General features: G+C 71.4%; 22 protein-coding genes, 1 tRNA gene and 1 other RNA gene. 13 read left to right on the forward strand and 11 right to left on the reverse strand.

Features of this window, described 5'->3' with window-relative positions; genetic code table 11:
- Nucleotides 1-17: 17 nt before the first annotated feature.
- A complete protein-coding gene (locus AB0F58_RS06325) occupies nucleotides 18-866 on the reverse strand; it encodes a DUF4097 family beta strand repeat-containing protein (protein WP_357138835.1) in 849 nt (282 codons plus the stop codon).
- Between the two features lie 75 nt (nucleotides 867-941).
- Entirely contained in the window at nucleotides 942-1,460 is a 519-nt protein-coding gene (locus AB0F58_RS06330) for a hypothetical protein (RefSeq protein WP_357138839.1), read from the reverse strand.
- 171 nt (nucleotides 1,461-1,631) lie between these two features.
- Here AB0F58_RS06330 and AB0F58_RS06335 point away from each other — a divergent pair, with 171 nt between their 5' ends.
- The gene (locus AB0F58_RS06335; protein ID WP_357138842.1) at nucleotides 1,632-2,870 is read left to right on the forward strand and encodes a cytochrome P450; all 1,239 of its coding nucleotides are present in this window, start codon (nucleotides 1,632-1,634) and stop codon (nucleotides 2,868-2,870) included.
- 21 nt (nucleotides 2,871-2,891) lie between these two features.
- Here AB0F58_RS06335 and AB0F58_RS06340 read toward each other — a convergent pair whose 3' ends face one another.
- From AB0F58_RS06340 to AB0F58_RS06350, 3 genes are all read right to left on the reverse strand, one after another.
- Complete coding sequence (locus AB0F58_RS06340) at nucleotides 2,892-3,401, reverse strand: hypothetical protein (protein WP_357140360.1); 510 nt, start codon at nucleotides 3,399-3,401, stop codon at nucleotides 2,892-2,894.
- Nucleotides 3,402-3,433: 32 nt separating this feature from the next.
- Nucleotides 3,434-4,048 carry a hypothetical protein gene (locus AB0F58_RS06345; protein ID WP_357138845.1) on the reverse strand — a complete coding sequence of 205 codons (615 nt, stop codon included), beginning with the start codon at nucleotides 4,046-4,048 and terminating at the stop codon, nucleotides 3,434-3,436.
- Nucleotides 4,049-4,291: 243 nt separating this feature from the next.
- On the reverse strand, nucleotides 4,292-5,260 hold the full coding sequence (locus AB0F58_RS06350; RefSeq protein ID WP_357138847.1) for an NAD-dependent epimerase/dehydratase family protein: 969 nt from the start codon (nucleotides 5,258-5,260) through the stop codon (nucleotides 4,292-4,294).
- A 504-nt stretch (nucleotides 5,261-5,764) separates the two neighbouring features.
- On the opposite strand from AB0F58_RS06350, the gene AB0F58_RS06355 reads away from it, so the two are divergent.
- Nucleotides 5,765-7,534, forward strand: a complete 1,770-nt coding sequence (locus AB0F58_RS06355) for a tryptophan 7-halogenase (protein WP_357138850.1) — start codon at nucleotides 5,765-5,767, stop codon at nucleotides 7,532-7,534.
- Between the two features lie 77 nt (nucleotides 7,535-7,611).
- Here AB0F58_RS06355 and AB0F58_RS06360 read toward each other — a convergent pair whose 3' ends face one another.
- Entirely contained in the window at nucleotides 7,612-8,352 is a 741-nt protein-coding gene (locus tag AB0F58_RS06360; protein ID WP_357138853.1) for a TetR/AcrR family transcriptional regulator, read from the reverse strand.
- Between the two features lie 107 nt (nucleotides 8,353-8,459).
- On the opposite strand from AB0F58_RS06360, the gene AB0F58_RS06365 reads away from it, so the two are divergent.
- On the forward strand, nucleotides 8,460-9,734 hold the full coding sequence (locus AB0F58_RS06365) for a DUF418 domain-containing protein (RefSeq protein WP_357138856.1): 1,275 nt from the start codon (nucleotides 8,460-8,462) through the stop codon (nucleotides 9,732-9,734).
- Nucleotides 9,735-9,914: 180 nt separating this feature from the next.
- Here AB0F58_RS06365 and AB0F58_RS06370 read toward each other — a convergent pair.
- Nucleotides 9,915-9,999 (reverse strand) — tRNA-Ser (locus AB0F58_RS06370).
- Between the two features lie 81 nt (nucleotides 10,000-10,080).
- Here AB0F58_RS06370 and ffs point away from each other — a divergent pair.
- Nucleotides 10,081-10,171: signal recognition particle sRNA small type (ffs, locus tag AB0F58_RS06375), an RNA gene on the forward strand.
- A 111-nt stretch (nucleotides 10,172-10,282) separates the two neighbouring features.
- Complete coding sequence (locus AB0F58_RS06380; RefSeq protein WP_357138858.1) at nucleotides 10,283-12,826, forward strand: DNA polymerase III subunit gamma and tau; 2,544 nt, start codon at nucleotides 10,283-10,285, stop codon at nucleotides 12,824-12,826.
- A 12-nt stretch (nucleotides 12,827-12,838) separates the two neighbouring features.
- On the opposite strand, the gene AB0F58_RS06385 is transcribed toward AB0F58_RS06380, so the two are convergent.
- Nucleotides 12,839-13,900: a DUF2332 domain-containing protein gene (locus AB0F58_RS06385; protein WP_357138861.1), complete on the reverse strand. Its 1,062-nt coding sequence runs from the start codon at nucleotides 13,898-13,900 to the stop codon at nucleotides 12,839-12,841.
- 168 nt (nucleotides 13,901-14,068) lie between these two features.
- Here AB0F58_RS06385 and AB0F58_RS06390 point away from each other — a divergent pair, with 168 nt between their 5' ends.
- The 7 genes from AB0F58_RS06390 to AB0F58_RS06420 all read left to right on the forward strand — a co-directional run bounded on the left by AB0F58_RS06390 (nucleotide 14,069) and on the right by AB0F58_RS06420 (nucleotide 21,209).
- Nucleotides 14,069-14,377 (forward strand): YbaB/EbfC family nucleoid-associated protein, encoded by a 309-nt coding sequence (locus tag AB0F58_RS06390; RefSeq protein ID WP_357140362.1) that lies wholly within the window; start codon nucleotides 14,069-14,071, stop codon nucleotides 14,375-14,377.
- 8 nt (nucleotides 14,378-14,385) lie between these two features.
- Nucleotides 14,386-14,979: a recombination mediator RecR gene (gene recR / locus AB0F58_RS06395; protein WP_357138864.1), complete on the forward strand. Its 594-nt coding sequence runs from the start codon at nucleotides 14,386-14,388 to the stop codon at nucleotides 14,977-14,979.
- A 318-nt stretch (nucleotides 14,980-15,297) separates the two neighbouring features.
- The gene (locus AB0F58_RS06400) at nucleotides 15,298-16,962 is read left to right on the forward strand and encodes an ABC transporter substrate-binding protein (protein WP_357138867.1); all 1,665 of its coding nucleotides are present in this window, start codon (nucleotides 15,298-15,300) and stop codon (nucleotides 16,960-16,962) included.
- Between the two features lie 75 nt (nucleotides 16,963-17,037).
- The gene (locus AB0F58_RS06405) at nucleotides 17,038-18,042 is read left to right on the forward strand and encodes an ABC transporter permease (RefSeq protein ID WP_357138870.1); all 1,005 of its coding nucleotides are present in this window, start codon (nucleotides 17,038-17,040) and stop codon (nucleotides 18,040-18,042) included.
- Complete coding sequence (locus AB0F58_RS06410; RefSeq protein WP_357138872.1) at nucleotides 18,039-19,010, forward strand: ABC transporter permease; 972 nt, start codon at nucleotides 18,039-18,041, stop codon at nucleotides 19,008-19,010. Before AB0F58_RS06405 ends, AB0F58_RS06410 begins: the two co-directional genes overlap by 4 nt.
- 76 nt (nucleotides 19,011-19,086) lie before the next feature.
- Nucleotides 19,087-20,109, forward strand: a complete 1,023-nt coding sequence (locus AB0F58_RS06415) for an ABC transporter ATP-binding protein (RefSeq protein WP_357138874.1) — start codon at nucleotides 19,087-19,089, stop codon at nucleotides 20,107-20,109.
- The gene (locus tag AB0F58_RS06420; RefSeq protein ID WP_357138877.1) at nucleotides 20,106-21,209 is read left to right on the forward strand and encodes an oligopeptide/dipeptide ABC transporter ATP-binding protein; all 1,104 of its coding nucleotides are present in this window, start codon (nucleotides 20,106-20,108) and stop codon (nucleotides 21,207-21,209) included. The genes AB0F58_RS06415 and AB0F58_RS06420 overlap by 4 nt, the downstream gene beginning before the upstream one ends.
- 118 nt (nucleotides 21,210-21,327) lie before the next feature.
- On the opposite strand, the gene AB0F58_RS06425 is transcribed toward AB0F58_RS06420, so the two are convergent.
- Nucleotides 21,328-21,765 carry a hypothetical protein gene (locus AB0F58_RS06425; protein WP_357138880.1) on the reverse strand — a complete coding sequence of 146 codons (438 nt, stop codon included), beginning with the start codon at nucleotides 21,763-21,765 and terminating at the stop codon, nucleotides 21,328-21,330.
- Nucleotides 21,762-22,415, reverse strand: coding sequence for an HNH endonuclease family protein (locus AB0F58_RS06430; RefSeq protein WP_357138883.1), 654 nt, complete (start codon nucleotides 22,413-22,415; stop codon nucleotides 21,762-21,764). Before AB0F58_RS06430 ends, AB0F58_RS06425 begins: the two co-directional genes overlap by 4 nt.
- 101 nt (nucleotides 22,416-22,516) lie before the next feature.
- On the opposite strand from AB0F58_RS06430, the gene AB0F58_RS06435 reads away from it, so the two are divergent.
- Complete coding sequence (locus AB0F58_RS06435) at nucleotides 22,517-24,073, forward strand: MFS transporter (protein WP_357140365.1); 1,557 nt, start codon at nucleotides 22,517-22,519, stop codon at nucleotides 24,071-24,073.
- On the opposite strand, the gene leuA is transcribed toward AB0F58_RS06435, so the two are convergent.
- The gene (leuA, locus tag AB0F58_RS06440) at nucleotides 24,054-25,745 is read right to left on the reverse strand and encodes a 2-isopropylmalate synthase (protein ID WP_357140366.1); all 1,692 of its coding nucleotides are present in this window, start codon (nucleotides 25,743-25,745) and stop codon (nucleotides 24,054-24,056) included. The two genes, AB0F58_RS06435 and leuA, sit on opposite strands and share 20 nt — an antisense overlap.
- Nucleotides 25,746-25,869: the final 124 nt, after the last annotated feature.

Here is a 25,869-nt window from a genome sequence, read left to right on the forward strand (position 1 = left end):
CCCTCCGAGAGGTCTGGTCAGGAACGGCGGACGGTGATGTCGCCGAAGGAGGTCTGCGCGCGGACCTCGACGGTCCGCTCGGACTGCTCCGGTCGCCCGCCGATGTCGTCCAGCGCGTTGTGCACGCGTCCGTGCCCGGTCTTCAGGTCGAGCCACGCGGCGGTGCCCGCGGCGACGCCGATCTCCAGATCGCCGGCTGCGCTGTGCAGCGTGATCGCATCGCGCGCGACCTCGTGGACGCGAATGGTGCCGTTCGACGTCCTGGCTTCGACTCCGGCACCGGCGCGGTTGACGGAGATGTCGCCGTTGGCCGCCCGTGCACGCAGTTCGCCGGTGACGGAGTCGATCTCGATGCTGCCGTTGGAGCTCTTCACGACCGCGGCTCCGCTGACCTCGCCGAGGCGGACGTGGCCGCTGCCGCTGGTGACCTCGACGTCACCGCCGACCCGGCCGACGGTGAGGTGACCCGCGGAGGTGTCCAGGCGCAGCTGACCCGTCCGGTCGAGCCGGACGTGCCCGACGGAGGTCTTGAACCGGCACCCGCCGAGCACGCCGGTGCTGTGGACCTCCCCGACCGACAGGTCACCGTGCACCGCCGAGCCGGCGGGAAGCTCGACGAGCACGGTGACCGACCTGGACCGCTTGGAGAAGTTGAGCGCACCGGACTTCGGTCCGCGCACCGTCAACGTGCCGTCGGCGTACTCGACGCGGGTCTGCTGCGCGGCCTTGACGTCGGAGTCGTCGGACCCGTCGCTCGGCCGCACCTCGACGACGGTGTCGGTGCGGTCGCTCGCGACGAGCCGCACGTCACCGACGGAGAGTTCGATCGTGACGGAGATCGGTTCCGGGGTGGCGAAAACAGGCATGGCTGTCCCCTCGAGATGAGTCGGAAGAACATCCCCGCTGGTGGGGGACGTGGAAGGAGAGTGGAGCCGGTTCGGCTAACGCGCCCAGCCGGTGTAGCGCTGCGTACCGGGCTTGCCGCGCGGGACGGAGCCGTGGTCCCGCTCGGCGGCCCGCAGTGCGGTCGAGGCGGCCCGTACCAGCCACGCGTTGACCGATCGGCCCTCGCGGCTGGCCGCTTCCTCGACCGCAGCCTTGAGCTGTTCCGGAAGGCGGACGTTGATGCGTGCCGTGGCACCCTCGTCGAAGCCCGTCGTGGCGTCGTCGACCGGTGCCGTACCCCGGTCGGTGGTGTCGTCCTGGCGCTGTTCCACCGGCGGCGGTGCCACGACGAACTCCGGGTCACGGCCGCGCAGGCGTACCTGGACCGAACCGGGAGCCAGCTCCCGGGTGATCTCGTCGGCGGCGGCCGACAGCGCCTCGAGCAGGGCGAGCCGGATCGCCGACTCCATCGACACGGTCAACCGCTCGATCAACGTGCTGCCGTGGTCGTCGCCGGGCGCCGCGGCCGTCAGCAGCTCGCGACCGAGAGAAGCCACATACGGGGTCAGGTCCATGGCATCACTATGGCACACCGTGGCACCATCGGCAATCAGTCTTGGCTCAGCGTGGCTCCGATTGGCTCAGCCTGGCACCACTGAGGCCGGGGTGACGCGCTGCCCCCGCTGGCGCCGGGTCGTTCGCTCGGGGCTCTGGATTCAGGTGGTCATCGATGGGATCGTGGTGTCATGATCACCAGCAGTCACGAGTCGGTCACCCGCCTTCGTCATCCGTTCCACGCCGACGCCGACGGGGTGAACCGGCCTCCCGGCCCGGACAAGCACCCGTACTACGGGCGCTTCGCCGCTGGCGGATCCGGGGTGGTGCCGGTGGTCCGCCAGGTCAACGGTGAATCCGTCCCGGCACTGTTGATCTGCCGATACGCGGACGTCCGGGAGGTGCTGCGGCGGCAGGACGTCTTCTCCCGCGCCGCCGCCGGAGCGGCCGACCCGGTCGACGTGACCGGCACGATGCTGGGCCTGGACGGCGACGAGCACGCCCGGGTCCGGGGCACCGTCAGGGACGTCTTCACCCGGCAGGCGGTCGCCGGACTGCGGGGGCGGATCGAGGCCGAGGCGGTCGCCCAGCTCACCGCCCTGCTCGGCGGGGGTGGCCGGGCCGACCTGCTCCGGGACTTCGCCATCCCGTTCACCCTGCACGTCGTCTGCGACCTGCTCGGTATCCCCGAACAGGACCGGGCGCGGTTCCGTCGGTGGGGCGAGATGTTCCTGGCCGACAGCGAACTCACCCGCGACGAGGCCGCCCGCTCCGCCCAGGCGATGAGTGGCTACCTGTGGGAGCAGATCGAGCGACGGCGGGGCTGTCCGGCCGGCGACCTGCTCACCCGGATCGCCGAGACCGCCGTCGACCAGCCGGTGGACGTACAGATCAAGCTGCCGATCTCCCTGGTGGTCGGGGGCTGGGAGACCGCCGCCAGCTCCATCGCCACCTTCGTCCACGTCCTGTGCAGCCGTCCCTACCGGGGGTACGCCTCCGGCTGGGCGTACCTGCTCGACCATCCGGAGCGGCTGGACCCGGCGATCACCGAGCTGGAGCGGCTGCACTCGACCGCGAACGCCGACGACATGCCGCGCCGGGTTCTGGCCGACGTGGAGCTGCCCAGCGGCGCGCGGCTCACCGCCGGGGACGTGGTGATCCCCTCGCACGACGCGGCCAACCGGGATCCACGGGTCTTCCCCGACCCGGAACGGACGGACTTCGACCGCGACCCCAATCCGCACCTCTCCTTCGGGTACGGCCCGCACTACTGCATCGGGGCACATCTGGGCGCCCTGGAGGTACGGACCGCGATCGGGCTGCTGCTACGCGAACTGCCCGCCCTGCGGCTCGCCGTTCCCGCCGAGGAGGTGCGGTGGAAGGCAGGGCACGCGATCCTCGGGCCGCAGGAGCTGCCGATCGCGTGGTGAGGTGCCCGGGGCGCGCTCGGGTCAGCAGGGACCGTGGCCCTCGTCGAAGAGACGCTGCGCGTAGTCGGCGTAACCGGCGATCGTCTTGCGGACCGTCCGTCCGTCGTGGAGAAACAGGTACGCGCGGTCGCCCCGCCGGGCGAGCAGTCCGTCGAAGCGGTACGTCCCGTCCGGCGCGTCGAGGCGGGCCAGGGACGGGAAACGGGATCGCAGCTCGCGGACCGGTGTGCCGATGGTGACCCCCTCCGGCGTCCGGACGGGAGCGCTGACCCAGAGCAGCACCAGCCGGCCCTGGTGGAAGACCGGGCTGACCGTCTCGTGCCCGACCAGCGTGGGACCGCAGGACTCGGCCACCTCACGGAGCACGCCCCGCTCGGTCAGTTCCCGCCGACTGTCGCCGAACTCGACTCCGGCGAGCCCGTGCAGATCGATCACCTCGTCGACGACCGGTGCGACCGGTTCGGCCGGTTGCGCCGGCTCGACCGGCGGATGTGGACGGCTACCGCTTCCGGCGACCGAGGCCGCTGTCAGCAACGCCGCGATGAACAAGAACTGCCGCAAAGTCATGAAATCCCCCAGTCCCCAACGGCTTCGGGCCGCCAAGGTTGCTGGTTTGTAGGGTTTTGCCGGTATTCCCATTCCTCGGCGAGATCATCCCAGTAATCGGCGGAAAGGCGGCGCCGACCGTGCGCCAGCCACCCCTCGGTACTTCCCTCCAGGTGCAGGCCCAGCTCGGCGAAGGGGTCGATCCAGCTACCGGGCTCCGCGCCGATCCGGACCAGCGCGGTGTTGATCGGCCACTCGCTGCGGTGCCGGTCGAGGGTGGCGTCGAAGCACGGCCCCCAGACCATCGCCCCGTCCAGCCACAGCACCGCTGCCTGGTGTCCGGTCCCGCCGGCGAACTCCGCCTCCAAATACGCCACCGGTCCCTGCCGTGACCAGCGGGCGAACACCTCGGTCAGCGCGGCCGAGAGCACCAGATGGAACGGCCGCTGCGGACCCAGCTCCTCGACGGTGAAGTCGGGCAGCGCCCCGGTCAGCTCCTCCACCAGTTGTGGAGTGACCGGCAGCAGGGCGAAATCCTGTCGCAGCGCGGCGAGGACGGCGTGGTCCAACCCGGCGGTCTGCTCCGCCAGCAGCTCGACGTCGGCGACGACGGCGCTGAGCTGGTAGCTCATGCGGCACGGCGGCGGGCCGGCCCGGAGGCGTCGATGATCACGTCGTCAGTAAACCGCACCCGGGCGCACCCGGTGACCCAGAGTGAGGTCGGCGGGGCGGAAGGGGCACTCCGAAGACACTGTGGAGCTGCCCCGGCTGTGCTGCCGCCGGGCCGGGGAGGTCCGTGGGTGGGAACAGCGCCACCGGGCACAGCAGTGCCGTCGGGCGGGTCGGTGCCAGGGGCGGGGTGTCCGTCCGACGGGTCAGCCGGCGAGGGCCCGGTCGTCGGCGGCGAAGTCGGCCGGGCTGTCCGCCGGCGGGTGGTCCAGATGCCAGCGCACCGAGCGGAGCACGGCCGTGGTCGGGTCCGTCGACCGCCAGTCCAGCAACCGGCTCGCCTTGCCGCTGTCGACGAGCACGTGCTGGGCCAGCCGCCGGGTCATCCACAGATCGTCCGGCACCCGCTCGTCGGACACCCGGACCAGCTCGGCGTCGTGCCCGGCGGCGTCCAGGATCAGCCGTAGCCAGCCCCGCACCGGATGTGTCACCGACTCGCCCAGGTTGAACAGCTCGCCCCGGGCCGCCTCCGGCCGGTCGAGAGCGGCGAGCACCGCCCCGGCCGCGTCGTCGACGTGCAGGCGGGTGATCAGGGCGTCGCCCGCGCCGACCGGGATCCGGGCCCGCCCCGCCCGGACCCGTCGCAACACGAACTCCTCCCGCCGCTGCTGGTCGTGTCGGCCGTAGACCATGCCGAGGCGGAACACGGTGCCGCCCCGACCCAGGTACGCCGGCTCGACGTCGAGCTTGTCGTAGTCGTCCATCCCGGTGCCCTGACCCCGGTACGGGAAGCGCCCCCGGCGCAGTGGGGCGTCCTCGGTCACCGGTGCCGGTAACGGGGTGTCGTCGTCGGCGAGGAGCAGTTCCCACACCCGGTAGACGTCGACGCTGGAGAGCAGCACCAGCGGTACGTCGGGCAGGTGGGGCAGGACCGCGTCGGCGTCCGCCCGGGTGAGCGCGTACGAGTCGACCACGGCGTCCGGCGCGAATTCCCGTACCCGGTCGGCGACCTCGGCGAAGGCGCGTCGGTCGACGTGCAGGTGCCCGCAGGCGGGGAGGTCCGCGGGCTCGGTCCGGCCCCGGTGGACCACCAGGACCTCGTCGTGCCGGCCGACCAGCCGTTCGACCACCCGCCGCCCGATGAACTCCGTACCGCCCAGCACCACGACCCGCATCCGACCAGCGGACCATGCGGACCCGGGCGGCGTCAGCCGCTTGGCGAAGGGCGGGACGCCCGACCCGCTCCCCGATCCGAAGCGGGCGGGACGGCGCGGTCGGAACCCCATTGACCCATCGGACAGGTGGGGATTCGAGAGGTCTGCCACGATTGGCGACGAATGCAATTTGTGGAAATCCCATACTAATGTGCGGGCGGTGATTGATATATTGGCGGCAATGGAATTCGGGGGGCGGGGGACGGGCGATCGTTACGGATCTTCACGGGCAGCGCTAATCGATCTCCTTCGGATCGAGGTCGATGGGATAGTCGCGATTCCGGGCCGGCCTCCCGGTCGAGCAGATTCCACCTGTGACCACGGCAGAAGCCGATCCGGTCGCCGTCGGATCCCGTCCACCCCGGACCCCGGAACCACGAGGAGGCAGCGTTCCGCGCACCCTTCCACCTTCCGGCACCGCAGCACCCGGCATGGCCCGTGTACCACGAACGAAAGGTCAGACACGTGCGGGAGTACTACGACGTCGTCATCATGGGCGGTGGCCCGGCCGGGTCCACCCTCGGCGCGCTACTTGCCCAACGCACCGACCTGCGAATAGCAATTTTCGACAAGGAGATCTTTCCCCGCGAACACATCGGTGAGTCCTTCGCCCACCCTGTCGTTCCCGCGCTCCAGGAGAGCGGTGCGCTGGCCAAGGTCCTCGCCAGTCCGTGTTGGGTGAAGAAGTTCGGCGGCATCTTCGCCTGGGATCCGGAGCGGCCCAGCATCGCCCGTTTCGACGACGTGCTGTTCGAGCGGGACGGCGTGCTGCGGTGGACGATGCACGTCGACCGGGCCGAGTTCGACCACATCCTGCTGGACCACGCGGCGGATGTGGGTGTGGACGTGTTCCAGGGTGTGGCGGTGACGGCGTACGAGCCGGACGGGCGCGGGGGCCTGGTGCGGCTGGCGGACGAGCGGGCGGTGCGCGCCGGCTACTTCGTCGACGCGTCGGGACGGCAGAGCAACGTCTCGGCGGCCCGCAACAAGCGCGGCTGGCTCTCCAACTTCAAGAACATCGCGATCTGGCAGCACTTCACGAACTGCGGGCAGACCCAGAACCTCGTCGCGGACTGGAACATCTTCACCGCGGACAACCTCTCCCCGATCGGTTGCTTCGCCTTCCGGGACGGCTGGTGCTGGTACATCCCGGTGCCGAAGGTCATCAACGGCAGGCGGGTCCTCACCCACTCGATCGGCATCGTGACGAACCCGGCGGTGCTGCGGGAACCGGGTCGTGACTTCACCGACCAGAGGACGTTTCTGGAGACGGTGCGTCAGGTGCCGTACCTGAAGGACCTGATCGCTGACGCGGTGCCGGTCGCCGACCACATGCTGACCGCCACCAACTACTCGCGGGTCAGTGAGGAGTTCGCGGACTACGACGAACGGCACCTGCTCGTCGGCGACGCCGCGTTCTTCGTCGACCCGCTCTTCTCCTCGGGCGTCGCGGTCGCCCTGACCCAGGCGACGACCGCCGCGCTACTGATCCAGAAGACGGCCGACGGCAGCCTCGACGAAACCGACCAACGCCACCTGTGGCAGGACTACAACGACAAGTGGCACGGCACCGCCGAGACGTTCGCGCTGATGATCGACCAGTGGTACCACGCCATCGCGAAGAACAACCCGGGCAGCGTGTACTGGAACACCCGGGGCACGGGCGCCGACCTCGGCATCCGCGAGCAGACCTTCGACACGCTGCTGAACACGGCGTTCCAGCCGGCGTTGCTGGAAGTCATGACGCACGGCAGCCGAAAGGTCGAAGACCTGGACGCAGCCGGCCCGTACCTGGCGGCGACCGCCCTGGCCGAGCCGGCGGACCTCACCGACGACGCGGTCGTCGCACTCGCGCCCGGCACCGCGATCCGCGACAGCGTCTCGTTCCTGGTGCCGGGGTTCAAGGCGACCAACCCGCCGGCGAACGTGCAGCTTCCGCCCGCGATCCTGGACGGGATGACGCACTACTGGCGTAACCCGATCACCAACGCCGCCTCGTCGCCGTCGCCGCTGCGGGACACCGTCCCCTGCCGGCGGATCTACTCCACCGCCGACCCGCACGGCACCACCATCGACGCCGATCCGCAGCGCGACGGCGTGGACGAGCTGTGGACCCTGTTGAGCGGCGGCCCGGTCAAGTACGGCGAGATCGCTCCCCGGCTCACCCCGCCGCAGACGCGTCTGGTCAAGCGGATGTGCGTGAACGGCTTCCTCCAGATCGACCCCGCGGCCTGACCACTGTGCCCCGGGGCGGTGGAGCTGACGCAGGGCCGGTCCCCGTAGGGCCGGCCCTGCCGTTCGTGCTGCTCAGTTCAACTGTTTCCGCGGGTGATGAGTGCCTGGATGCCGTCGAGGAGCAGGTCGAGCCCGAAGGTGAAATCGGCGTTGTCGATCCACTCCGCGGCGACGCCGAACGCGTTCGCGCGTACTGCGGCGGTCAGCTCCGGGTAACCGTCCGGGTCGAGGACCTGGCCGAGGATGTCGCCGTACCCGGCCAGCCCTGCGATCGAGTCGTCGGTGGCGGCGGCCGTGCGATTCAGGGCGTGGGCCAGGGCTGCCTGCCGGGTGGCGTAGCCGGCGAGGGTGGTCGCGATGCTGATCCGCTCGCCGTAGCCGAGTCCGGTGTCGGCGAGCGCGGCGAGTGCGCGGTCGAGCCAGCGCAGCGACCGAGGCCCGGCGGGCGGGGTGTGCTGGCTGAGCGCCAGCAACCAGGGCCGGCCGAGCAGAAAGTCCCGGTTGGCCCGGGTCCAGTCGGTCAGGTAGACGCGCCAGGGCCGCCCGTCGAGCACCGGTGGTTCGGGCGCGGCGGCGTCCGCCATCACGATCAACAGCTCGTCCTTGCTGCCGACGTAGCGGTACAGCGACATTGTCGCCACTCCGACTTCGGTGGCGACGCTGCTCATCTTCACCCCCTCCAGGCCGTCGCGGTCGGCGATCCGGATCGCGGCGTCGACGATCCTGCCGAGGTCGAGGCTGGGCCGGGGGCCGTGCCTCGGGCTGGTCTCGCGGCCCCACATCCGGGCCACCACAGGGGGGAGCCTGTGTTCCGCCACGTTGAACTCCTCGTGTCCACCCGCAGGGTCTTGTGCTCACTGTAGATCTCGGGGACTCTGTATCTCGTACTCTGTATCGGATACATAGATCATCTGGGGGGTGGGTCGTGACCACACAGAATCCAGTCAGGCGTCTTCTCGACGTCGACGCGGTCCGAGGCTTCGCACTGCTCGGGATCTTCGTCGTCAACGTCACGTTCATGGCCTCCGGCTATCCGGGCAACCTGGTGACCGACCCCGACTTCGGCTCGGAACTGGACAACGCCGTCCGCACGTTCTCCTCCGTCTTCGTCGACATGAAGTTCTACGTGCTCTTCTCGTTCCTCTTCGGGTACAGCTTCACCCTCCAGATGGAGGCGGCGGGCCGGGCCGGCGCAGCTTTCCCGGCACGCATGCTCCGCCGGATCGGTGGCCTCTTCCTCCTCGGTGCCCTGCACACCGTCTTCCTCTACGGCGGCGACGTCCTCACCACGTACGCCGTGGCATGTCTCGCGCTGCTCCTGCTGCGCAAGGTGCAGGACCGGACGGCGATCTGGATCGCGGTGGCCCTCTACGCCCTCGTGCTGGTCAGCCTGGTCACAAGTGCGCTCTTCGTGGACCGCTCGGCGTTCCTGCCCGGCGAGGCCGAGGCGCTGGCCAACGGCCAGGAGGCGACGCGGGTGCTGCTCGGCGGCTGGGGGGCGAACATCGAGGGACGCGTCGCCGGTCTGCCGCTGCTGCTCCTCCAGGCGGTGACCCTGCAGGGCCCGACCGCACTGGGCCTGTTCCTGCTCGGCATGGTCGCCGGACGTCGGCAGTGGCTGGCCCGGGTCTCCGGCAGCGAGCCGGTGCTGCGCCGGATCCAGTGGATCGGATTCCCGGTCGGGCTGCTCGGGTCGATCGTCTACGCCGCCAGCGGCGGCAACGGCAACACCCTCGGGGTCGCGGCGAGCGTCGCGACAGCTCCGCTGCTGGCCGCCGCGTACGTGGCGACGCTGCTGCGGGTCATGCGCGATGCGCGTACGGCGGCTGTCCGGGCCGCGCTCGCCCCGGCCGGCCGGATGGCCCTCACCAACTACCTGGGCCAGTCGGTGGTCGGCCTGATCACCTTCACCGGCATCGGGTTCGGGCTCGCCGGCACGTTCTCCCCGCTGGCGCTTCTCGCCTTCGCCCTGGCCGTGTTCGTGGCCCAACTGGTGGTGAGCGCGTTCTGGCTGCGCCGGTTCCGCTACGGCCCGGTCGAGTGGGCGCTGCGCTGGCTCACCAACGCCCGCCGCCCGGCCTTCGTCGCCCCGCCCGCCGCCGATCCGGGAGGGAGGACGGTGCCGCCGGCTGGCCACCCCGGTGCCGGACCCGCCGTGGACCAGTCCGGTGCCACGGCCCGTCAGCCCGAGCTGCGCTGACACCTCCGGCCACGCCTGGTCGTCGCCCGTCGGCGCAAGCAGGGCGGTCCCGCCGGCGCGCGCTTCGGTCGGCGCGGCGCAGCTACCCGAGGGTGCAGGGCTACTGAGACGAGAGCGCCGCAGAGACGACGAAGGGCCGGTCCCCGGTGGGGCCGGCCCTCGCGTTCGTGCTGCTCAGAGCGGAGGATACGAGATTCGAACTCGTGAGGGTGTAAACCCAACACGCTTTCCAAGCGTGCGCCCTAGGCCTCTAGGCGAATCCTCCGTCGAACAGGATACAGGTCTCGTTCGACTCGATCACCCCACCACCCCCTGAAGATCGTCCGGGCGTCGGGTAGGCTGGGTGCACCCCCCGTGCGGCGTGCATCTCGTGAACCTCCCCAGGGCCGGAAGGCAGCAAGGATAAGCGGGCTCTGACGGGTGCACGGGGGGCCTTTCTGTCTCCGGTGCCCGATAACGTCTCCTCCGATCGGCGTCCGGCCGGCGGGGTGGGTGGTCACCCGCGGCAGGCCGGCGCAGAATGGCTCGGTCGAGAGGAGGCGGGACGGGTGGCACTGGCGCTCTACCGCAAGTACCGGCCGCGCACGTTCGCGGAGGTCATCGGGCAGGAGCACGTGACCGAGCCGCTGTCGCAGGCGCTGCGCAGCGGGCGACTGAACCACGCCTACCTCTTCTCCGGTCCCCGGGGCTGCGGCAAGACCTCCAGCGCCCGGATCCTGGCCCGCTCGCTCAACTGCGAGCAGGGTCCCACCCCCGAGCCCTGCGGTCAGTGCGGCTCCTGCCGGTCGCTGAGCGGCGACGGCGCCGGCTCGATCGACGTCATCGAGATCGACGCGGCCAGCCACGGTGGTGTGGACGACGCCCGTGAACTGCGCGAGAAGGCCTTCTTCGCCCCCGCCAACAGCCGCTTCAAGATCTACGTCATCGACGAGGCGCACATGGTCTCGTCGGCCGGCTTCAACGCCCTGCTCAAGCTGGTCGAGGAGCCCCCGGAGTACGTCAAGTTCATCTTCGCCACCACCGAGCCGGAGAAGGTCCTCGGCACGATCAAGTCGCGGACCCACCACTATCCGTTCCGGCTGATCCCGCCGAAGCTGCTCCGGCCGTACCTGGAGCAGCTCTGCGAGGCCGAGGGGGTCACGGTCGACCCGGCGGTCTTTCCGCTGGTGGTCCGGGCCGGCGGCGGCAGCGCCCGGGACAGCCTCTCCGTGCTCGACCAGCTCATCGCCGGGGCGGGACCGGAGGGGGTCAGCTACGCGCGGGCCGCCGCCCTGCTCGGCGTCACCGACTCCGCGCTGATCGACGAGATGTGCGACGCCCTCGCCGCCGGGGACGGCGCGGCGGCGTACGCCACCGTCGACCGGGTGGCCGAGGCCGGGCACGACCCCCGCCGCTTCGCCTCCGACCTGCTCGAACGTCTCCGCGATCTGATCGTGCTCCAGCAGGTGCCGGACGCCGCCGACAAGGGTCTGATCGACGGTCCGGCCGACCAGGTCGAGCGGATGACCGCGCAGGCCCAGCGGCTCGGCCCGGGGACGCTGTCCCGCTGCGCCGACATCGTGCACAACGGCCTGGTCGAGATGCGGGGCGCGACCGCCCCCCGGCTGCTGCTGGAGCTGATCTGCGCCCGGATGCTCCTGCCCGGCGTCGACGACTCCACCGGTGGCCTGCTGCAACGCCTGGAGCGGATGGAACGCCGGCTCACCCTGGGCGTCCCCGCTCCCGCCGCCGACGTCGCGTCGGCCCGCCCGGAGGCTGCTCCGGCCCGCTCCGAGCCCGTTGCGGCCCGCCCGGAGACTGCTCCGGTCCGTCCCGAGGCCGCTGCGGTCCGCCCGGAGCCCGTCCCCTCCCCGGCGGCGCCGGGGACCGGCCGAGGCGCGCCCTCGTGGGACGCCGCTGCGGAGCCCGCCCCGCCGCCCCTGGCGGAACGGACGCCGACCGCTGCTGCCGCTCCCGAACCGACCGGGTCGCGCCGGGCGGTGCCGCCGGAGGCGGTGATGCCGGATCCGGTCACCCCCGCCCCGCCCCGCCCCGACGCGCCGTCCACCGGAACCGTCGACGCGGTCTCGGTCCGCCGGGTCTGGGGTGACGTGGTCGGCAAGGTCAACCGGAGCAACAAGCGGATCGCCGCGTTGATGCGCGACGCGGTCGTCCGGGACCTGGACGGCGACACCCTGGTGCTGACCGTGAAGTCGGCGGTCCTGGCCCGGATGATGACCGACCACGCCCAGGTGCTCACCGACGCGCTCTACGAGGAACTCGGCGGGCGCTGGCAGATCCGGTGCGAGGTGGCCGGCGAGCGGGGCGGCTCCCGGGCATCCGCCGCGCCGTCCCGGCCGGCGGCCGCAGCGTCCCCACCCGCCCGACCCGCCGCACCGCCGGCGGCTCCCGAGCGGTCCGGCCCGGCCGGCGCGGCCTCGCCCGACGGCCCGGCCGGGGGCGGTGGGTCGGCCGCCGTCGAGGAGGACTGGCCCGAACCGGCCCGCCCGGGTGGTGTCGCACCCGAGAGGAGCGACGACTGGCCGGAGCCCGCGCGCCCCGGTGGGACCGTCGCCCCGGACGCTCCGAACGGGCGGCCCGCACCGACCGGCCCCACCGCCACGCCGTCCGCTCTGCCGACGTCCCGGGCGACCGCCCCGCCGTCATCCCGGGCCACCGACAACACGGCGCCAGCGGCCCGGTCCGCCGCGTCCACGCCGCCGCCGGCAGCCGTCGGTGGAGGGGCTGGTGGCACTCCGGTGAGCAGTGCGCTCGCCGCCGCACGGGCCGCCGCAGCCGGGCGGGGCACGCGTACCGAGGCGCCGGCGCGGAAGACGGCGGACGACGAGTTCGCCGGGGAGCCGCCCTACGACCCGGACTACGACGGCCCGCTGCGCGGCGGCGGCCGGTCGACCGCGACGGTCGGCAGGGCGCCGGGGGCAGCTGTTCCGCAGCCGGCGGCCCCGAGCTACGAGGGGTTCGACCCGGGTGACGAGCCGCTCGACGACGTGATCGACGAGAAGACCGCCCGGCAGTCCAGCGAGGAGCAGGCGGTGCAGTTGCTCCGCGAGGTGTTCGGCGCGGAGAAGATCAACGAGGTGGACGCCCGGTAGGGGCGGAACCGCTCAGGGCACCCAGGCGGGCAGGCCGTGCGGGTGCGCGTCGGCGAGCAGTCGTTCCGGACGGTTCCCGATCCGGACGCGTAGCTGGAAGCGGGACTTGTCCGCCACGCCCGGCTCGAACGAGACGTGCGCGACCGGCGCGCCGCTGCCGGCCAGCCGGTCGATCTCGGCGGTGACCCGCCGCCACTCGTCGGCCGGCACGTACTGCCGCATGACCGAGTGCCAGACCACGGTGAGCGTGTCCGGGCGGGGGTCGACGCCGGCCAGGAAGTCGGCCGCCCGGGTGGCGTCCACCCGTACCGGCCGGCGTCGGGCCAGCTCCAGCGCACCGGCCAGCCGCGCCGCGCGGGCGGTGTGCTCCGGCCAGAGGTACGCCCGCAGCGCGAGCGCGTCCGCCGGGTCGCCCGGGTCGAGCGGGTCGGGATCGCAGCCGAGCCGCTCCACCACGGTCATCTCGGGGTACGCCCCGGCGGCGTCCCGCAGCCAGCCGGGCACCGGGCCCCGCCACGCGTCGGGCAGCCGGACCGGGGAGTCGACCGGCCCCCAGGCGAAGCCGTCCGCCTCCACCCGGAACCGGTCGGCGCGCAGGTTCAACCCTCCGCTGGCACCCAGCTCCACCAGGCGTACCGGCAGGTCGCCCAGCTCGCCGAGGGCGTACAGCAGGCCGGTGAGCAGCAGGTGCGCCCGGCCGACCTCGTTGGTCTGCGGCGGGCGGCGCAGCCACGGCCGAAGGGTGTCCGACGCGCCGGTCACGGTGTCCCGGAACGCCGTCCAGCACGCGTCCGCGTCCCGGGGGTGGTACGCGCCACCGGCGCTCGGGTAGTACCGGGCCAGCTCCGGTGCGGCACCGGTGAGCACCAGGGCGTGCACCCCGCCGAGCAGGCGCAGCGACACGGCCCCGTCGACGGGCGCGTCCTCGTACCCCTGGATGACGGTGGCGCACGGCCCGCCGGCGCGGACGTCGGCGGCGGCCCGGACGAGCAGGTCGGCGTAGAGCCCGGCGGCCAACTGCGCGCACGCCCCGGCCTGCTGTTCCATGGCCGCGGCGGCCTGTTCGCGGGACATCGGCGGGTCTCCCTCTTCTCGACCTGGCGTCATGGTCATGGTCCTCCGGAACGCGCCGCCGGCAAAGCACCGCGCGGGGCGAGGCCGCTCACAGCGGTTAGGCTGGCGACGGCCGAGTGGGACGAGTGCGAGAAGGAGTCATCCGTGCGCCCAGGTGGACAGCCGAACATGCAGCAGATGCTGAAGCAGGCGCAGAAGATGCAGCAGCAGATCGCCACGGCCCAGGCCGAGCTGGCCGAGGCCGAGCTGACCGGCACCGCCGGCGGTGGGCTGGTCACCGCGACCGTCTCCGGTTCCGGGGACCTGAAGGCGATCCGGATCGACCCGAAGGCGGTGGACCCGGAGGACGTGGAGACCCTGGAGGACCTCGTCGTCGCGGCCGTGCACAACGCCACCGAGGCGGCCCGGGAGCTGACCGAGCAGAAGATGGGCCCGGTCACCGGCGGCATGGGTGGCCTCGGCCTGCCCGGGTTCTGAGTCGCTGCATGTACGAGGGTGCCATCCAGGACCTGATCGACGAGCTGGGACGGCTGCCGGGCGTCGGCCCGAAGAGTGCCCAGCGGATCGCCTTCCACGTCCTCTCTGCCGACCCGGCCGACGTCAACCGGCTGGCCGGGGCGTTGCGCAAGGTCAAGGAGCTGGTCCGGTTCTGCACGAGCTGCTACAACGTCGCCGAGTCCGAGCGGTGCCGGATCTGCCGCGACCCGCGCCGTACCGACGAGGTGCTCTGCGTGGTCGAGGAGCCCAAGGACGTGGTGGCGATCGAGCGGACCGGTGAGTTCCGGGGCCGCTACCACGTGCTCGGTGGGGCGATCAACCCGCTGGAGGGGATCGGCCCGGACAATCTCCGCATCCGGGAGCTGATGGTCCGGCTCGGCGACGGCACCGTCCGGGAGCTGATCCTGGCCACCGATCCGAACACGGAGGGTGAGGCGACCGCGACGTACCTCGCCCTGATGGTCAAGCCGATGGGCATCTCGGTGACCCGGCTGGCCAGTGGCCTACCGGTCGGTGGCGACCTGGAGTACGCCGACGAGATCACCCTGGGACGCGCGTTCGAGGGGCGGCGGGCCGTCTGAGACCGCCGGTCGTGGACCGGCGCCACCCGTCCGGCGGCGTCGGTCCACTGTGGTGCGGCGGGCCTGCGCAGCTCTGACATGGCCCGGTCAGTCTCGACGTTCGATGTAACAAATTCGTATAGGTGAACCGGGGTGAACTGCCCCAATTCGGGGCGGAAAACAGACCTGTCCGGCGCGGGTCGCAGCGGTAAAGACACGATCCGGTACCAACAGCTTCGTCAATAGTTTCGGGGAGGTCCGAACGGGGGCTAAGGTCACCGCCATCGGTGACCCCTGTCACCAGGTTGTCCGTACCCCCTAGGACGAGGTGAAGCACCCATGCGTGCACCCAGGTCGAAGGCCGCGCTGGCGGCCGTCGCGGCCGCGGCCCTTGCGGTAGCAGGCTGTGCCGAGAGCGACCGCGGCGAAGACTCCGGCGGTAGCAAGAAGGACACTCTCGTCTTCGGCGTCGCCGGAGACCCGAAGGTGCTCGACCCCAGCTTTGCCAGTGACGGTGAGTCGCTGCGCATGGCGCGTCAGGTCTTCGAGACCCTGGTCCGGCCGGAGGAGGGCGGCACCAAGGTGACGCCCGGCCTGGCCGAGACCTGGACGCCGGATGCGGCCGGCACGACCTGGACGTTCAAGCTCCGTTCCGGGGTGAAGTTCCACGACGGCACCGACTTCAACGCCGAGGCGGTCTGCGTCAACTTCAACCGCTGGTACAACGCCAAGGGCCTGATGCAGAGCCCGGACGTGACCCCGTACTGGCAGGACGTCATGGGCGGCTTCGCCAAGAACGAGGACCCGGAACTGCCGCCGAGCCTCTTCAAGTCCTGCACCGCCAAGGACGCCACCACGGTCGACCTGGCCTTCACCCGGGTCTCCAGCAAGATCCCGGCCGCCCTGATGCTGCCGTCGTTCTCCATGCACAGCCCGAAGGCGCTGGAGCAGTACGACGCCAGCAACGTCGGTGGCACCGCGGAGGACATCAAGTACCCCTCGTACGCGACGGAGCACCCGACCGGCACCGGGCCGTTCAAGTTCAAGGCCTGGGACATCGCCAACAAGACGCTCACCCTGGAGCGCAACGAGGACTACGCCGGCAACAAGGCCAAGCTGAAGACCCTGATCTTCAAGACCATCTCCGACGAGAACGCGCGCAAGCAGGCGCTGCGCTCCGGGGACATCCAGGGCTACGACCTGGTCGGCCCGGCCGACGTCGAGCCGCTCAAGGGTGAGGGCTTCAACATGCTCACCCGTCCGGCCTTCAACATCCTCTACCTGGCGATCAACCAGAAGGGGAACCCGAAGCTGGCCGACGTGAAGGTCCGGCAGGCCATCGCGCACGCTCTCAACCGGCAGGCGCTGGTCGACTCGAAGCTGCCCCCGGGCGCGAAGGTCGCGGAGAACTTCCTCCCGGACACCGTCGAGGGCTGGAACGGCAACGTCACCAAGTACGACTACAACCCGGCGAAGGCCAAGCAGCTGCTGGCCGAGGCGGGCGCGTCGAACCTGACGCTGCGCTTCCACTACCCGACCGAGGTCACCCGGCCGTACATGCCGAACCCGAAGGACATCTTCGAGCTGCTCTCGGCGGACCTGAAGGCGGTCGGCATCACCGTCCAGCCGGTTCCGCTCAAGTGGAGCCCGGACTACCTCAACGCCACCACCTCGGGCAGCGCGCACGACATCCACTTCCTCGGGTGGACCGGTGACTACGGCGACGCCTACAACTTCATCGGCACCATGTTCGACCGGCCGAAGGACGAGTGGGGCTTCAACAACAAGCCGCTGTTCGACAAGTTCCAGAAGGCCGACACCACCGCCGACATGGGCGCCCGGGTCGAGCTCTACAAGGAGCTGAACGCCGACATCATGACCTTCCTGCCGGGTGTGCCGATCTCGCACTCGCCGCCGGCGATCGTCTTCGGCAAGGACGTGACGGGCGTCAAGGCGAGCCCGCTGACCGACGAGCGGTACTCCACCGCCGAGTTCAAGTCCTGACCTGACGCAAGGAACGCGGGCGGGCGCTGGTGACCAGCGCCCGCCCGCATCCCTCCGCACCCCTTCGAGGCCGCCGTGTTCCGGTTCATCGTCAGACGCCTGTTGCAGTTGATACCCACCCTGTTCGGGCTCTCCATCCTGCTCTTCATCTGGTTGCGCCGACTGCCGGGCGGTCCGGAGACCGCGATCCTGGGTGAGCGGGGCACTCCCGAGATGCGCGCGGCGATCCGCCGCAACCTCGGCCTCGACGAGCCGATCCTGGTGCAGTACGGCCGGTTCATCCGCCGGATGATCCGGCTCGACCTGGGCACCTCGACCTCCACCAAGCGGGAGGTCACCACCGAGTTCCTCCAGCGTTTCCCCGGTACCGTCGAACTGACCGTGATGGCCATGATCATCGCGATCGGCGTCGGCATCCCGCTGGGCTACCTGGCCGCCCGCCGTCGTGGCCAGCTCCTCGACCACCTGTCGGTCGGCGGCTCGCTGATCGGCATCTGCATCCCGGTCTTCTTCCTGGCCTACGTCCTCAAGGCGATCTTCGCGGAGAACCTGGGCTGGTTCCCCTCCAGCGGCCGGCAGGACCCGACCATCGAGGCCACCCGGATCACCAACTTCTTCGTGCTCGACGGAATACTCACCCGGGAGTGGGACGCCGCCGCCGATGCGCTCTGGCACCTGGTGCTGCCCGGCCTCGCCCTGGCGAGCATCCCGCTGGCGATCATCGTCCGGATCACCCGGGCCAGCGTCCTGGAGGTGCTCGGTGAGGACTTCGTCCGGACCGCCGAGGCCAAGGGGCTGACCGAGAGCGTGGTCCGGCGGCGGCACGTGCTGCGCAACGCCATGCTCCCGGTGGCCACCTCGATCGGTCTGCTCGCCGGTGGTCTGCTCTCCGGCGCGGTGCTCACCGAGACCGTCTTCGCGTTCAGCGGCATCGGAGCGTTCATCGCCGAGTCGATCAGCCAGCGTGACTACCCCGTCCTCATGGGCTTCATCCTGATCATCGCGGTGGTGTACGTGCTGGTGAACCTGATAGTCGACCTCTCCTACAGCCTGATCGACCCGAGGGTGAGGGTGCGATGACCGTCACCAGCGGCAAGAAGCGCGACAAGATCGACCGGCTCGCCGAACTCGCCGCCGTCCGGGACGACGAGCGGGGGGTCAGCCTCTGGCAGGAGGCGTTCCGGCGGCTGCGCCGCAACCCGGCCGCCATCGTCGGCGCGGTGATCCTGGTCCTCTTCGTCCTGGTCGCGGTCGTCGGCCCGTTCCTCGTGCCGTACGGGGCGACCGACTCGATCGGCATCCGGGAGGGCGTGGTCAAGTCCGGGCAGGGCCTCATCCCCGGCCCCTCCGGCGACCACTGGCTCGGCTACGACCACCAGGGCCGGGACGTGTTCAGCCGGATGATCGTCGGAGCCCGGCAGACGCTCCTGGTCGGTGTGGTCTCCACCCTGATCGGGCTCGCCGTCGGCGCGCTGATCGGCGGCGTCGCCGGTGCCTCCGCCGGCCTCGGCGGGCGCTGGGGCCGCTGGGTGGACACCACCCTGATGCGCTTCGTCGACATGTTGCTGGCCCTGCCCAGCCTGCTGCTGGCGGTGAGCGTCGCCGCGCTGCTCGGGGCGAGCCTCACCACCGTGATGATCGCGGTCGGCGTGGTCTCCGTGCCGGTCTTCGCCCGGCTGCTGCGCGGCTCGATGATCTCGCAGTCCAACAGCGACTACGTGCTGGCGGCGACCTCCCTCGGGGTGAAGCGGTCGCGGATCGCGCTCACCCACGTGGTGCCGAACTCGCTCGCCCCGGTGATCGTCCAGGCCACGCTGACCCTGGCCACCGCGATCATCGAGGCCGCCGCACTCTCCTTCCTCGGCCTGGGCAACCCCGACTCGACGATCCCCGAGTGGGGGGTGATGCTCGCCGACGCGCAGCCGTACCTGGGCATCCGTCCGGCGCTGGCGATCTACCCGGCGGTCGCCATCATCGTGACCGCGCTCGGCTTCACCCTCCTCGGTGAGGCGATGCGCGAAGCACTCGACCCGAAGCTCCGGAAGTAGCGCCGATGGTTGACATGTGTGCAGCGCGAGGAGTGCAGCGCAGCGGAGCCCAGCAGTCGCGAACGGGAGATCAATAATGGCACTGCTCGACGTGGAGGACCTCTCCGTCACGTTCTCCCGGCGCGGCCAGCGCACCGTGCACGCCGTCGACGGGGTCTCCTTCTCGGTCGACGCCGGTGAGGTGGTGGGCCTGGTCGGCGAGTCCGGCTGCGGCAAGAGCGTCACCTCGCTGGCGATCATGGGTCTGCTGCCGAAGCACCGGGGCACCCGGATCGGTGGCAGGGCCGTCTTCGACGGCACCGACCTGCTCCGGCTCGACGACCGTGCCCGGCGCGACATCCGCGGCCGGGACGTGGCGATGATCTTCCAGGACCCGCTCTCCTCGCTGAACCCGGTGATTCCGATCGGGCTCCAGGTGACCGAGGTGCTCACCCGGCACCGGGGCATGAAGGGGGACACGGCGGCGAAGGAGGCCGCCGACCTGCTCGACCGGGTCGGTATCCCCGACCCGAAGCGGCGGCTCAAGGAGTATCCGCACCAGCTCTCCGGCGGGATGCGCCAGCGCGCCCTGATCGCCATGGCGGTGGCCTGCAAGCCCCGGCTGCTGATCGCCGACGAGCCCACCACCGCCCTCGACGTGACCATCCAGGCGCAGATCCTCGAGTTGCTCAAGGAACTGGTCCGCGACTCGGACACCGCGCTGGTGATGATCACCCACGATCTCGGCGTGGTCGCCGGCATGTGCGACACGATCAACGTGCTCTACGGCGGTCGGGTCGTGGAGACCGCCCGCCGCCGGCCGCTGTTCGCCCAGCCCCGGCACCCGTACACGGTGGGGTTGCTCGGGTCGGTGCCGCGACTGGACGCCGGCCGGGGCGAGCGGTTGACCCCCATCCCCGGCTCGGTGCGCGACCTGCTGCCCTGGCCGGAGGGTTGCGCGTTCGCGCCCCGCTGCGCCCGCCGGGTGGACGCCTGCGTGGGGGAGCCGCCCGAACTGGTGCTGACCCACGACGGCCGTAGCTACCGCTGCGTCAACCCGGCCCCCGTACCGGGCAGCGAACCGCCCGTCGGCACCCGCCGTGAGGAGGACAAGGCGTGACCGAGAACGAGATCCTCGTCGAGGTACGCGACCTGAAGGTGCACTTCCCGATCACCCGGGGCGTGCTCTTCGACCGGGTGGTCGGCCACGTCAAGGCGGTGGACGGGGTCGACCTGGACATCCCCCGGGGCCGGACGTACGGGCTGGTCGGCGAGTCCGGCTGCGGCAAGTCCACGCTCGGTCGGGCGCTGCTCCAGCTCACCCCGCCCACCGGCGGCAAGGTGACCTTCGACGGCATCGACCTGACCCGGATGTCCCCGAACAAGCTGCGCGGCATGCGTCGCCGGATGCAGATGATCTTCCAGGACCCGATGTCGAGCCTGGACCCCCGGCAGAACGTCGAGTCGATCCTGACCGAGGGGCTCCACGCGCACGGCATCGGTGACGGCCGGGACGAGCGCCGCCGGATCATCGGCGAGACGCTGGACGCGGTGGGGCTGCCCCGCTGGGCGCTCTCCCGCTACCCGCACGAGTTCTCCGGGGGCCAGCGGCAGCGCATCGGTATCGCGCGGGCCCTGGTGCTCGGCCCGGAGCTGATCGTCGCGGACGAGCCGGTCTCCGCCCTGGACGTCTCGATCCAGGCGCAGGTGGTCAACCTCCTCGACGAACTCCAGGAGAACCTCGGCCTCACCTACCTGGTGATCGCGCACGACCTGGCGGTGGTACGGCACATCTCCGACGTGGTGGGCGTGATGTACCTGGGCGCGCTGGTCGAGGAGGCGCCGAGCGACCGGCTCTACACCGAGCCGCTGCACCCGTACACCCGGGCGCTGATGTCGGCGGTGCCGGTGCCCGACCCGGACGTGGAGGACCGGCGGGAGCGGATCCTGCTCTCCGGTGACCTGCCCTCACCGGCCAACCCGCCGTCCGGCTGCCGGTTCCACACCCGCTGCCCGTGGGCGCAGCCGACCCGCTGCGCCGACGAGCGTCCGGTGCTGCGGCAGATCGGCCGGAGCCGGGTCGCCTGCCACTGGGCGGAGCAGATCTCCACCGGCGAGCTGCGCCCGCACCGGGTGGACGCCGAACTGGTCCGTCCGGCCGGCGAGGGTGAGACGCCCGGCGTGGTCTCCGCACCGACCGAGCCCGGCTCGTACGTGTGAGGTGGTAGCCGGGGACCCTGGTCACCGCTTCTTGCGGAGGAAGGGCCCCGGCAACCACCTCGATCCGGCGGTGGGGCGGGCCCGTAGCGGTTAGGCGGGGGGCGCGTGGAGGTGGCGGTCAGCCCTCGGGCCGGTGGAGCAGCCCGACGGCGACAGCGTGTACGGCGTCCAGCCCCGACACGTCCGGCAGCGCCACCCGGCCGCCGGTGACCGTGTACCACTCGTCGGCCTCCCGGTACTGCACCCGGAGGGTGACCTGACCGGCGGCGAACTCGGTACGCAGGGTCAGCTCCCCGGTCACCACGCCCACCTCGTCGGTCATCACCCCGCCGGGGCCGGGCACGACGTCGGCGGTACGACTCTCCGACCCGCCGGTCGGCTCCGGCGTGGCCGTGTTCCCGGCCGGCGCCGGCGGCGTTCCGTCCTCGGCCGCTACCGGTGCGGCTCCGTTCTCCGTCGGGACCGGTACTGCTCCGTTCGCCGCCGTGACCGGTGCGGCTGCGTCCGCCGGGCCGGCCGCTGTCGTCCCGGCCTCGGTACCGGACCGTTCGCTCACGCGCACTCCTCCAACATGTCCGCCAGCGCGGCCTTCTCGGCACTGGTCACCGAGAGCTTCCAGTGGTGCTTGACCGTCACCCAGCTCTCGGCGTACTCGCACCAGTGCGAGCGGTTCGCCGGTTTCCACTGCGACGGATCCTGGTCACCCTTTGCCCGGTTGGAGCTGGCCGAAACGGCGATGAGCTGCGGTCGGGTCAGGTCGTTGGCGAACTCGCCCCGCTGCGTGTCGTCCCACTCGTTCGCGCCCGAACGCCAGGCGTTCGCCAACGGCACCACGTGGTCCACGTCCACGTCGGACGGGTCCGTGAAGGCACGGTTGTCGTACACGCTCTCCCAGCGGCCGGCGACCACGTTGCAGCCGGAGCGTTTGATGTCGCTGCCGTCCCGTTCCAGGACGCTGTCCCGGACGTCGCAGTTCTTGCCGGTGTCCCGCCAGTGCGGGAAGCGTTCCCGGCTGTAGCCCCGCATCGATGCGGCCTTCGCCACGGTCAGGGTCTCGAGCTTCGCGCTGGCGTTGCCGCCGCTGTCCGGGGGCGGGGCGTCCGGCTCCGTCACGCTGACGCAGCCGGCGGCACCGAGGGCGAGTACCGCGACGATCGCGGTCGCCGCGAGGGTGCGAGGTCCTGTTCTGGTATGTGGAGACGACACCCTTCCAGCTTGGGGGGTTCCGGGGAATCCGCACGGCAACGGGGGGTGCGGTTTCGGCGTTTCGTGGCAACTCTCATATCCGAGGAGGCAGATTGGGAACCATGACCGCCGCCTCGGCCACCCTGCGCACCGGCACCGTCGCCGGGCGGGGGACGTTGCTCGCCGCGATTCTCGCCTCCGGCATGGTCTTCCTGGACGCGACCGTCGTGAACGTCGCCCTGCCCCGCCTCGGTGCCGACCTCGGAGCGACCGTCGCCGATCTCCAGTGGACGATCAACGGCTACGCGCTGATGCTGGCCGCGTTCGTCCTGCTCGGCGGGGCCCTCGGTGACCGCTTCGGCCGCCGCCGGGTCTTCCTGTACGGCGTGGTCTGGTTCACCCTGGCCTCGGTGCTCTGCGGCCTGGCGCAGGGGACCGGTTGGCTGATCGGGGCCCGGATCCTCCAGGGCGCGGGTGGGGCGTTGCTCACCCCCGGCTCGCTCGCGGTGCTCCAGGCGAGTTTCCATCCGGACGACCGGGGTCGGGCGATCGGCACCTGGGCCGGCCTCTCCGGTGTCTCCACCGCGTTCGGCCCGTTCGTCGGTGGGTGGCTGATCGACACCCTCTCCTGGCGGTGGATCTTCTTCGTCAACGTGGTGCTCGCCGTGCCGGTGGTGCTGGTCGCGCTGCGGTGGATGCCGGAGAGCCGGGACGAGGACGTCTCGCGTCGCGGGGCACCCGGGCACCGGCGCCGGTTCGACGTGCTCGGGGCGCTGCTCGGCGCGCTCGGCCTGGCCGGCGTCACGTACGCCCTGATCGACGCTCCCGGGCGTGGTGCCACCGCCCCGCCGGTCCTCGGCGGGGCCCTGGTCGGGGTGGTCGCGGCGGCGGGCTTCGTGCTGGTCGAGCGGCGACGCGGGAACGGGGCGATGCTGCCGCCCACCCTGTTCGGCAGCCGACGCTTCACCGTGCTGAACGCGTTCACCGTGGCGGTGTACGCGGCACTCGGCGGCTTCACCTTCTTCTTCGCCGTCTACCTACAGAACGTGGTCGGCTGGTCGGCGCTGCGGACCGGACTGGCCACCCTGCCGTTGACCCTGCTGCTCCTGGTCGGCTCGGCCCGTGCCGGAGCGCTCGCCGGGCGGATCGGCCCCCGACTGCCGCTGGCCGTCGGGCCGGTGCTCGCCGCCGTCGGTCTGCTGCTGCTGCGCGGGGTCGGGCCGGGCGCGTCGTACTGGACGGACGTGCTGCCCGGGGTGACCCTGTTCGGCCTCGGTCTCACCCTGGTGGTGGCGCCGTTGACCGCCTCGGTGCTGGCTGCGGTGGCCGACCGGTTCGCCGGGGTGGCCAGCGGCTTCAACAACGCCGCGTCGCGGGTCGGCGGGCTGCTCGCGGTGGCCGCGCTGCCGCTGCTGGTCGGTCTCTCCGGCACCGGCTACGAGCAGGCCGCCGAGCTGACCCACGCGTACCGGGGGGCGCTGCTGTGGTGCGCGGGGCTCCTGTTGGCCGCCGCCCTGCTGGCCGGACTCCTGTTGACCGGTGCCCCGGCCGCCGACCAGGGAGGCGCCGGGGGGCCGGCACCCGGTCCACCCGACCGGGCTGCTCGGCCCGGACCGGAGGGGCCGGCCCCCGCGCGACGGCGAGGGCCGACCCGGCCGATCAGCGACGGGCGCGGTTGACCGCGCTGGTCACCGCCTTCACCGACGCGGTGACGATGTTCGCGTCCATGCCGACGCCCCAGACGGTACGCCCGTCGACCTCGCACTCGACGTACGCGGCGGCCTGGGCGTCACCACCGGAGGAGAGCGCGTGCTCGTGGTAGTCGAGCACCCGCACCGCCACGCCCAGCGACTGCAACGCGTTGACGTACGCGTCGATCGGGCCGTTGCCGACGGCGGCCAGGGTCCGGCGCTCCCCGGCGAAGTCGACCTGGGCGGTGATCTCGACCTTGCCCTCGGTGGTGCCGATCGTGTAGTCGGCCAGGGCCACCACCGGCGTGCTCTGGTGGTCGACCAGGTACTGACTGGCGAAGATCGTCCACATGGTGGCGGGGTCGACCTCGCCACCGCCGTGGTCGGTGACCTGCTGGATCACCCCGGAGAACTCGATCTGGAGCCGGCGGGGCAGGTCGAGCTGGTGCTCGCTCTTCATGACGTACGCCACGCCGCCCTTGCCGGACTGCGAGTTGACCCGGATGACCGCCTCGTACGTGCGCCCCAGGTCCTTCGGGTCGATCGGCAGGTACGGCACCGCCCAGCGGAACTCGTCGACCGGCACCCCGGCCGCCGCCGCGTCGGTGTGCAGGGCGTCGAAGCCCTTCTTGATGGCGTCCTGGTGGGAGCCGGAGAAGGCGGTGTAGACCAGGTCACCGGCGTACGGGTGACGCTCGTGCACCGGCAGCTGGTTGCAGTACTCGACGGCCCGCTTGACCTCGTCGATCCGGGAGAAGTCGATCTGCGGGTCGATGCCCTGCGAGAAGAGGTTGAGTCCCAGCGTCACCAGGTCGACGTTGCCGGTGCGCTCGCCGTTGCCGAAGAGGCAGCCCTCGACCCGGTCCGCCCCGGCCAGCAGGCCCAGCTCGGCGGCGGCCACGCCGGTGCCCCGGTCGTTGTGCGGGTGCAGGCTGAGCACCAGGCTGTCCCGGCGGGGCAGCCGGCGGTGCATCCACTCGATCGAGTCCGCGTACAGGTTCGGGGTGGCCATCTCCACGGTGGCCGGCAGGTTGATGATCAGCGGCCGGGTCGGCGTCGGGTCGATCACCTCGATCACCGCCGCGCAGACCTCCAGCGCGTAGTCCAACTCGGTGCCGGTGTACGACTCGGGCGAGTACTCGTAGAAGACGTCGGTGTCCGGGGTGTGGATCTCGGCGTACTTCCGGCAGAGTCGGGCACCCTGCGTGGCGATGTCGGTGATGCCGGCCCGGTCCAGCCCGAAGACCACCCGGCGCTGGAGCGTCGAGGTGGAGTTGTAGAAGTGCACGATCGCCCGCTTCGCGCCGCGCAGCGACTCGAAGGTCCGGTCGATCAGGTGTTCCCGGCACTGGGTGAGCACCTGGATGGTTACGTCGTCCGGGATCAGGTCCTGCTCGATGAGCTGTCGGACGAAGTCGTAGTCGGTCTGGCTGGCCGACGGGAAGCCGACCTCGATCTCCTTGTAGCCCATCTGCACCAGGAGCTGGAACATCCGGCGCTTGCGCTCCGGGGACATCGGGTCGATCAGGGCCTGGTTGCCGTCGCGCAGGTCGACCGCGCACCACCGGGGGGCGACCTCGACCTGCCGGCTCGGCCACCGCCGGTCCGGCAGGTCGATCCGGAACTGCTGCTGGTACGGCTGGTACCGCTGGTACGGCATGCGGCTGGGCTGCTGCCGGGCGATCGGGTCGGCGGGGGCGGAACCGGTCGGGTCGTGGGTGACGGAGTCGACCGCTACCCGGGAATCGGGATCGACGTCGTTGGTGCCGGCGGACTGGGCCATG

The sequence above is a fragment of the Micromonospora sp. NPDC023956 genome (genome assembly GCF_040639195.1).
Taxonomy (GTDB): domain Bacteria; phylum Actinomycetota; class Actinomycetes; order Mycobacteriales; family Micromonosporaceae; genus Micromonospora.

Coding starts and splice junctions, on each gene's coding strand:
- AB0F58_RS06335 (WP_357138842.1), top strand. CDS start 1,632: ATGATCACCAGCAGTCACGAGTCGGTCACCCGCCTTCGTCATCCGTTC.
- AB0F58_RS06390 (WP_357140362.1), top strand. CDS start 14,069: ATGCAGCAGATGCTGAAGCAGGCGCAGAAGATGCAGCAGCAGATCGCC.
- AB0F58_RS06330 (WP_357138839.1), bottom strand. CDS start 1,460: ATGGACCTGACCCCGTATGTGGCTTCTCTCGGTCGCGAGCTGCTGACG.
- AB0F58_RS06350 (WP_357138847.1), bottom strand. CDS start 5,260: ATGCGGGTCGTGGTGCTGGGCGGTACGGAGTTCATCGGGCGGCGGGTG.
- recR (WP_357138864.1), top strand. CDS start 14,386: ATGTACGAGGGTGCCATCCAGGACCTGATCGACGAGCTGGGACGGCTG.
- AB0F58_RS06435 (WP_357140365.1), top strand. CDS start 22,517: ATGACCGCCGCCTCGGCCACCCTGCGCACCGGCACCGTCGCCGGGCGG.
- leuA (WP_357140366.1), bottom strand. CDS start 25,745: ATGCCGTACCAGCGGTACCAGCCGTACCAGCAGCAGTTCCGGATCGAC.
- AB0F58_RS06410 (WP_357138872.1), top strand. CDS start 18,039: ATGACCGTCACCAGCGGCAAGAAGCGCGACAAGATCGACCGGCTCGCC.
- AB0F58_RS06400 (WP_357138867.1), top strand. CDS start 15,298: ATGCGTGCACCCAGGTCGAAGGCCGCGCTGGCGGCCGTCGCGGCCGCG.
- AB0F58_RS06385 (WP_357138861.1), bottom strand. CDS start 13,900: ATGTCCCGCGAACAGGCCGCCGCGGCCATGGAACAGCAGGCCGGGGCG.
- AB0F58_RS06325 (WP_357138835.1), bottom strand. CDS start 866: ATGCCTGTTTTCGCCACCCCGGAACCGATCTCCGTCACGATCGAACTC.
- AB0F58_RS06415 (WP_357138874.1), top strand. CDS start 19,087: ATGGCACTGCTCGACGTGGAGGACCTCTCCGTCACGTTCTCCCGGCGC.
- AB0F58_RS06345 (WP_357138845.1), bottom strand. CDS start 4,048: ATGAGCTACCAGCTCAGCGCCGTCGTCGCCGACGTCGAGCTGCTGGCG.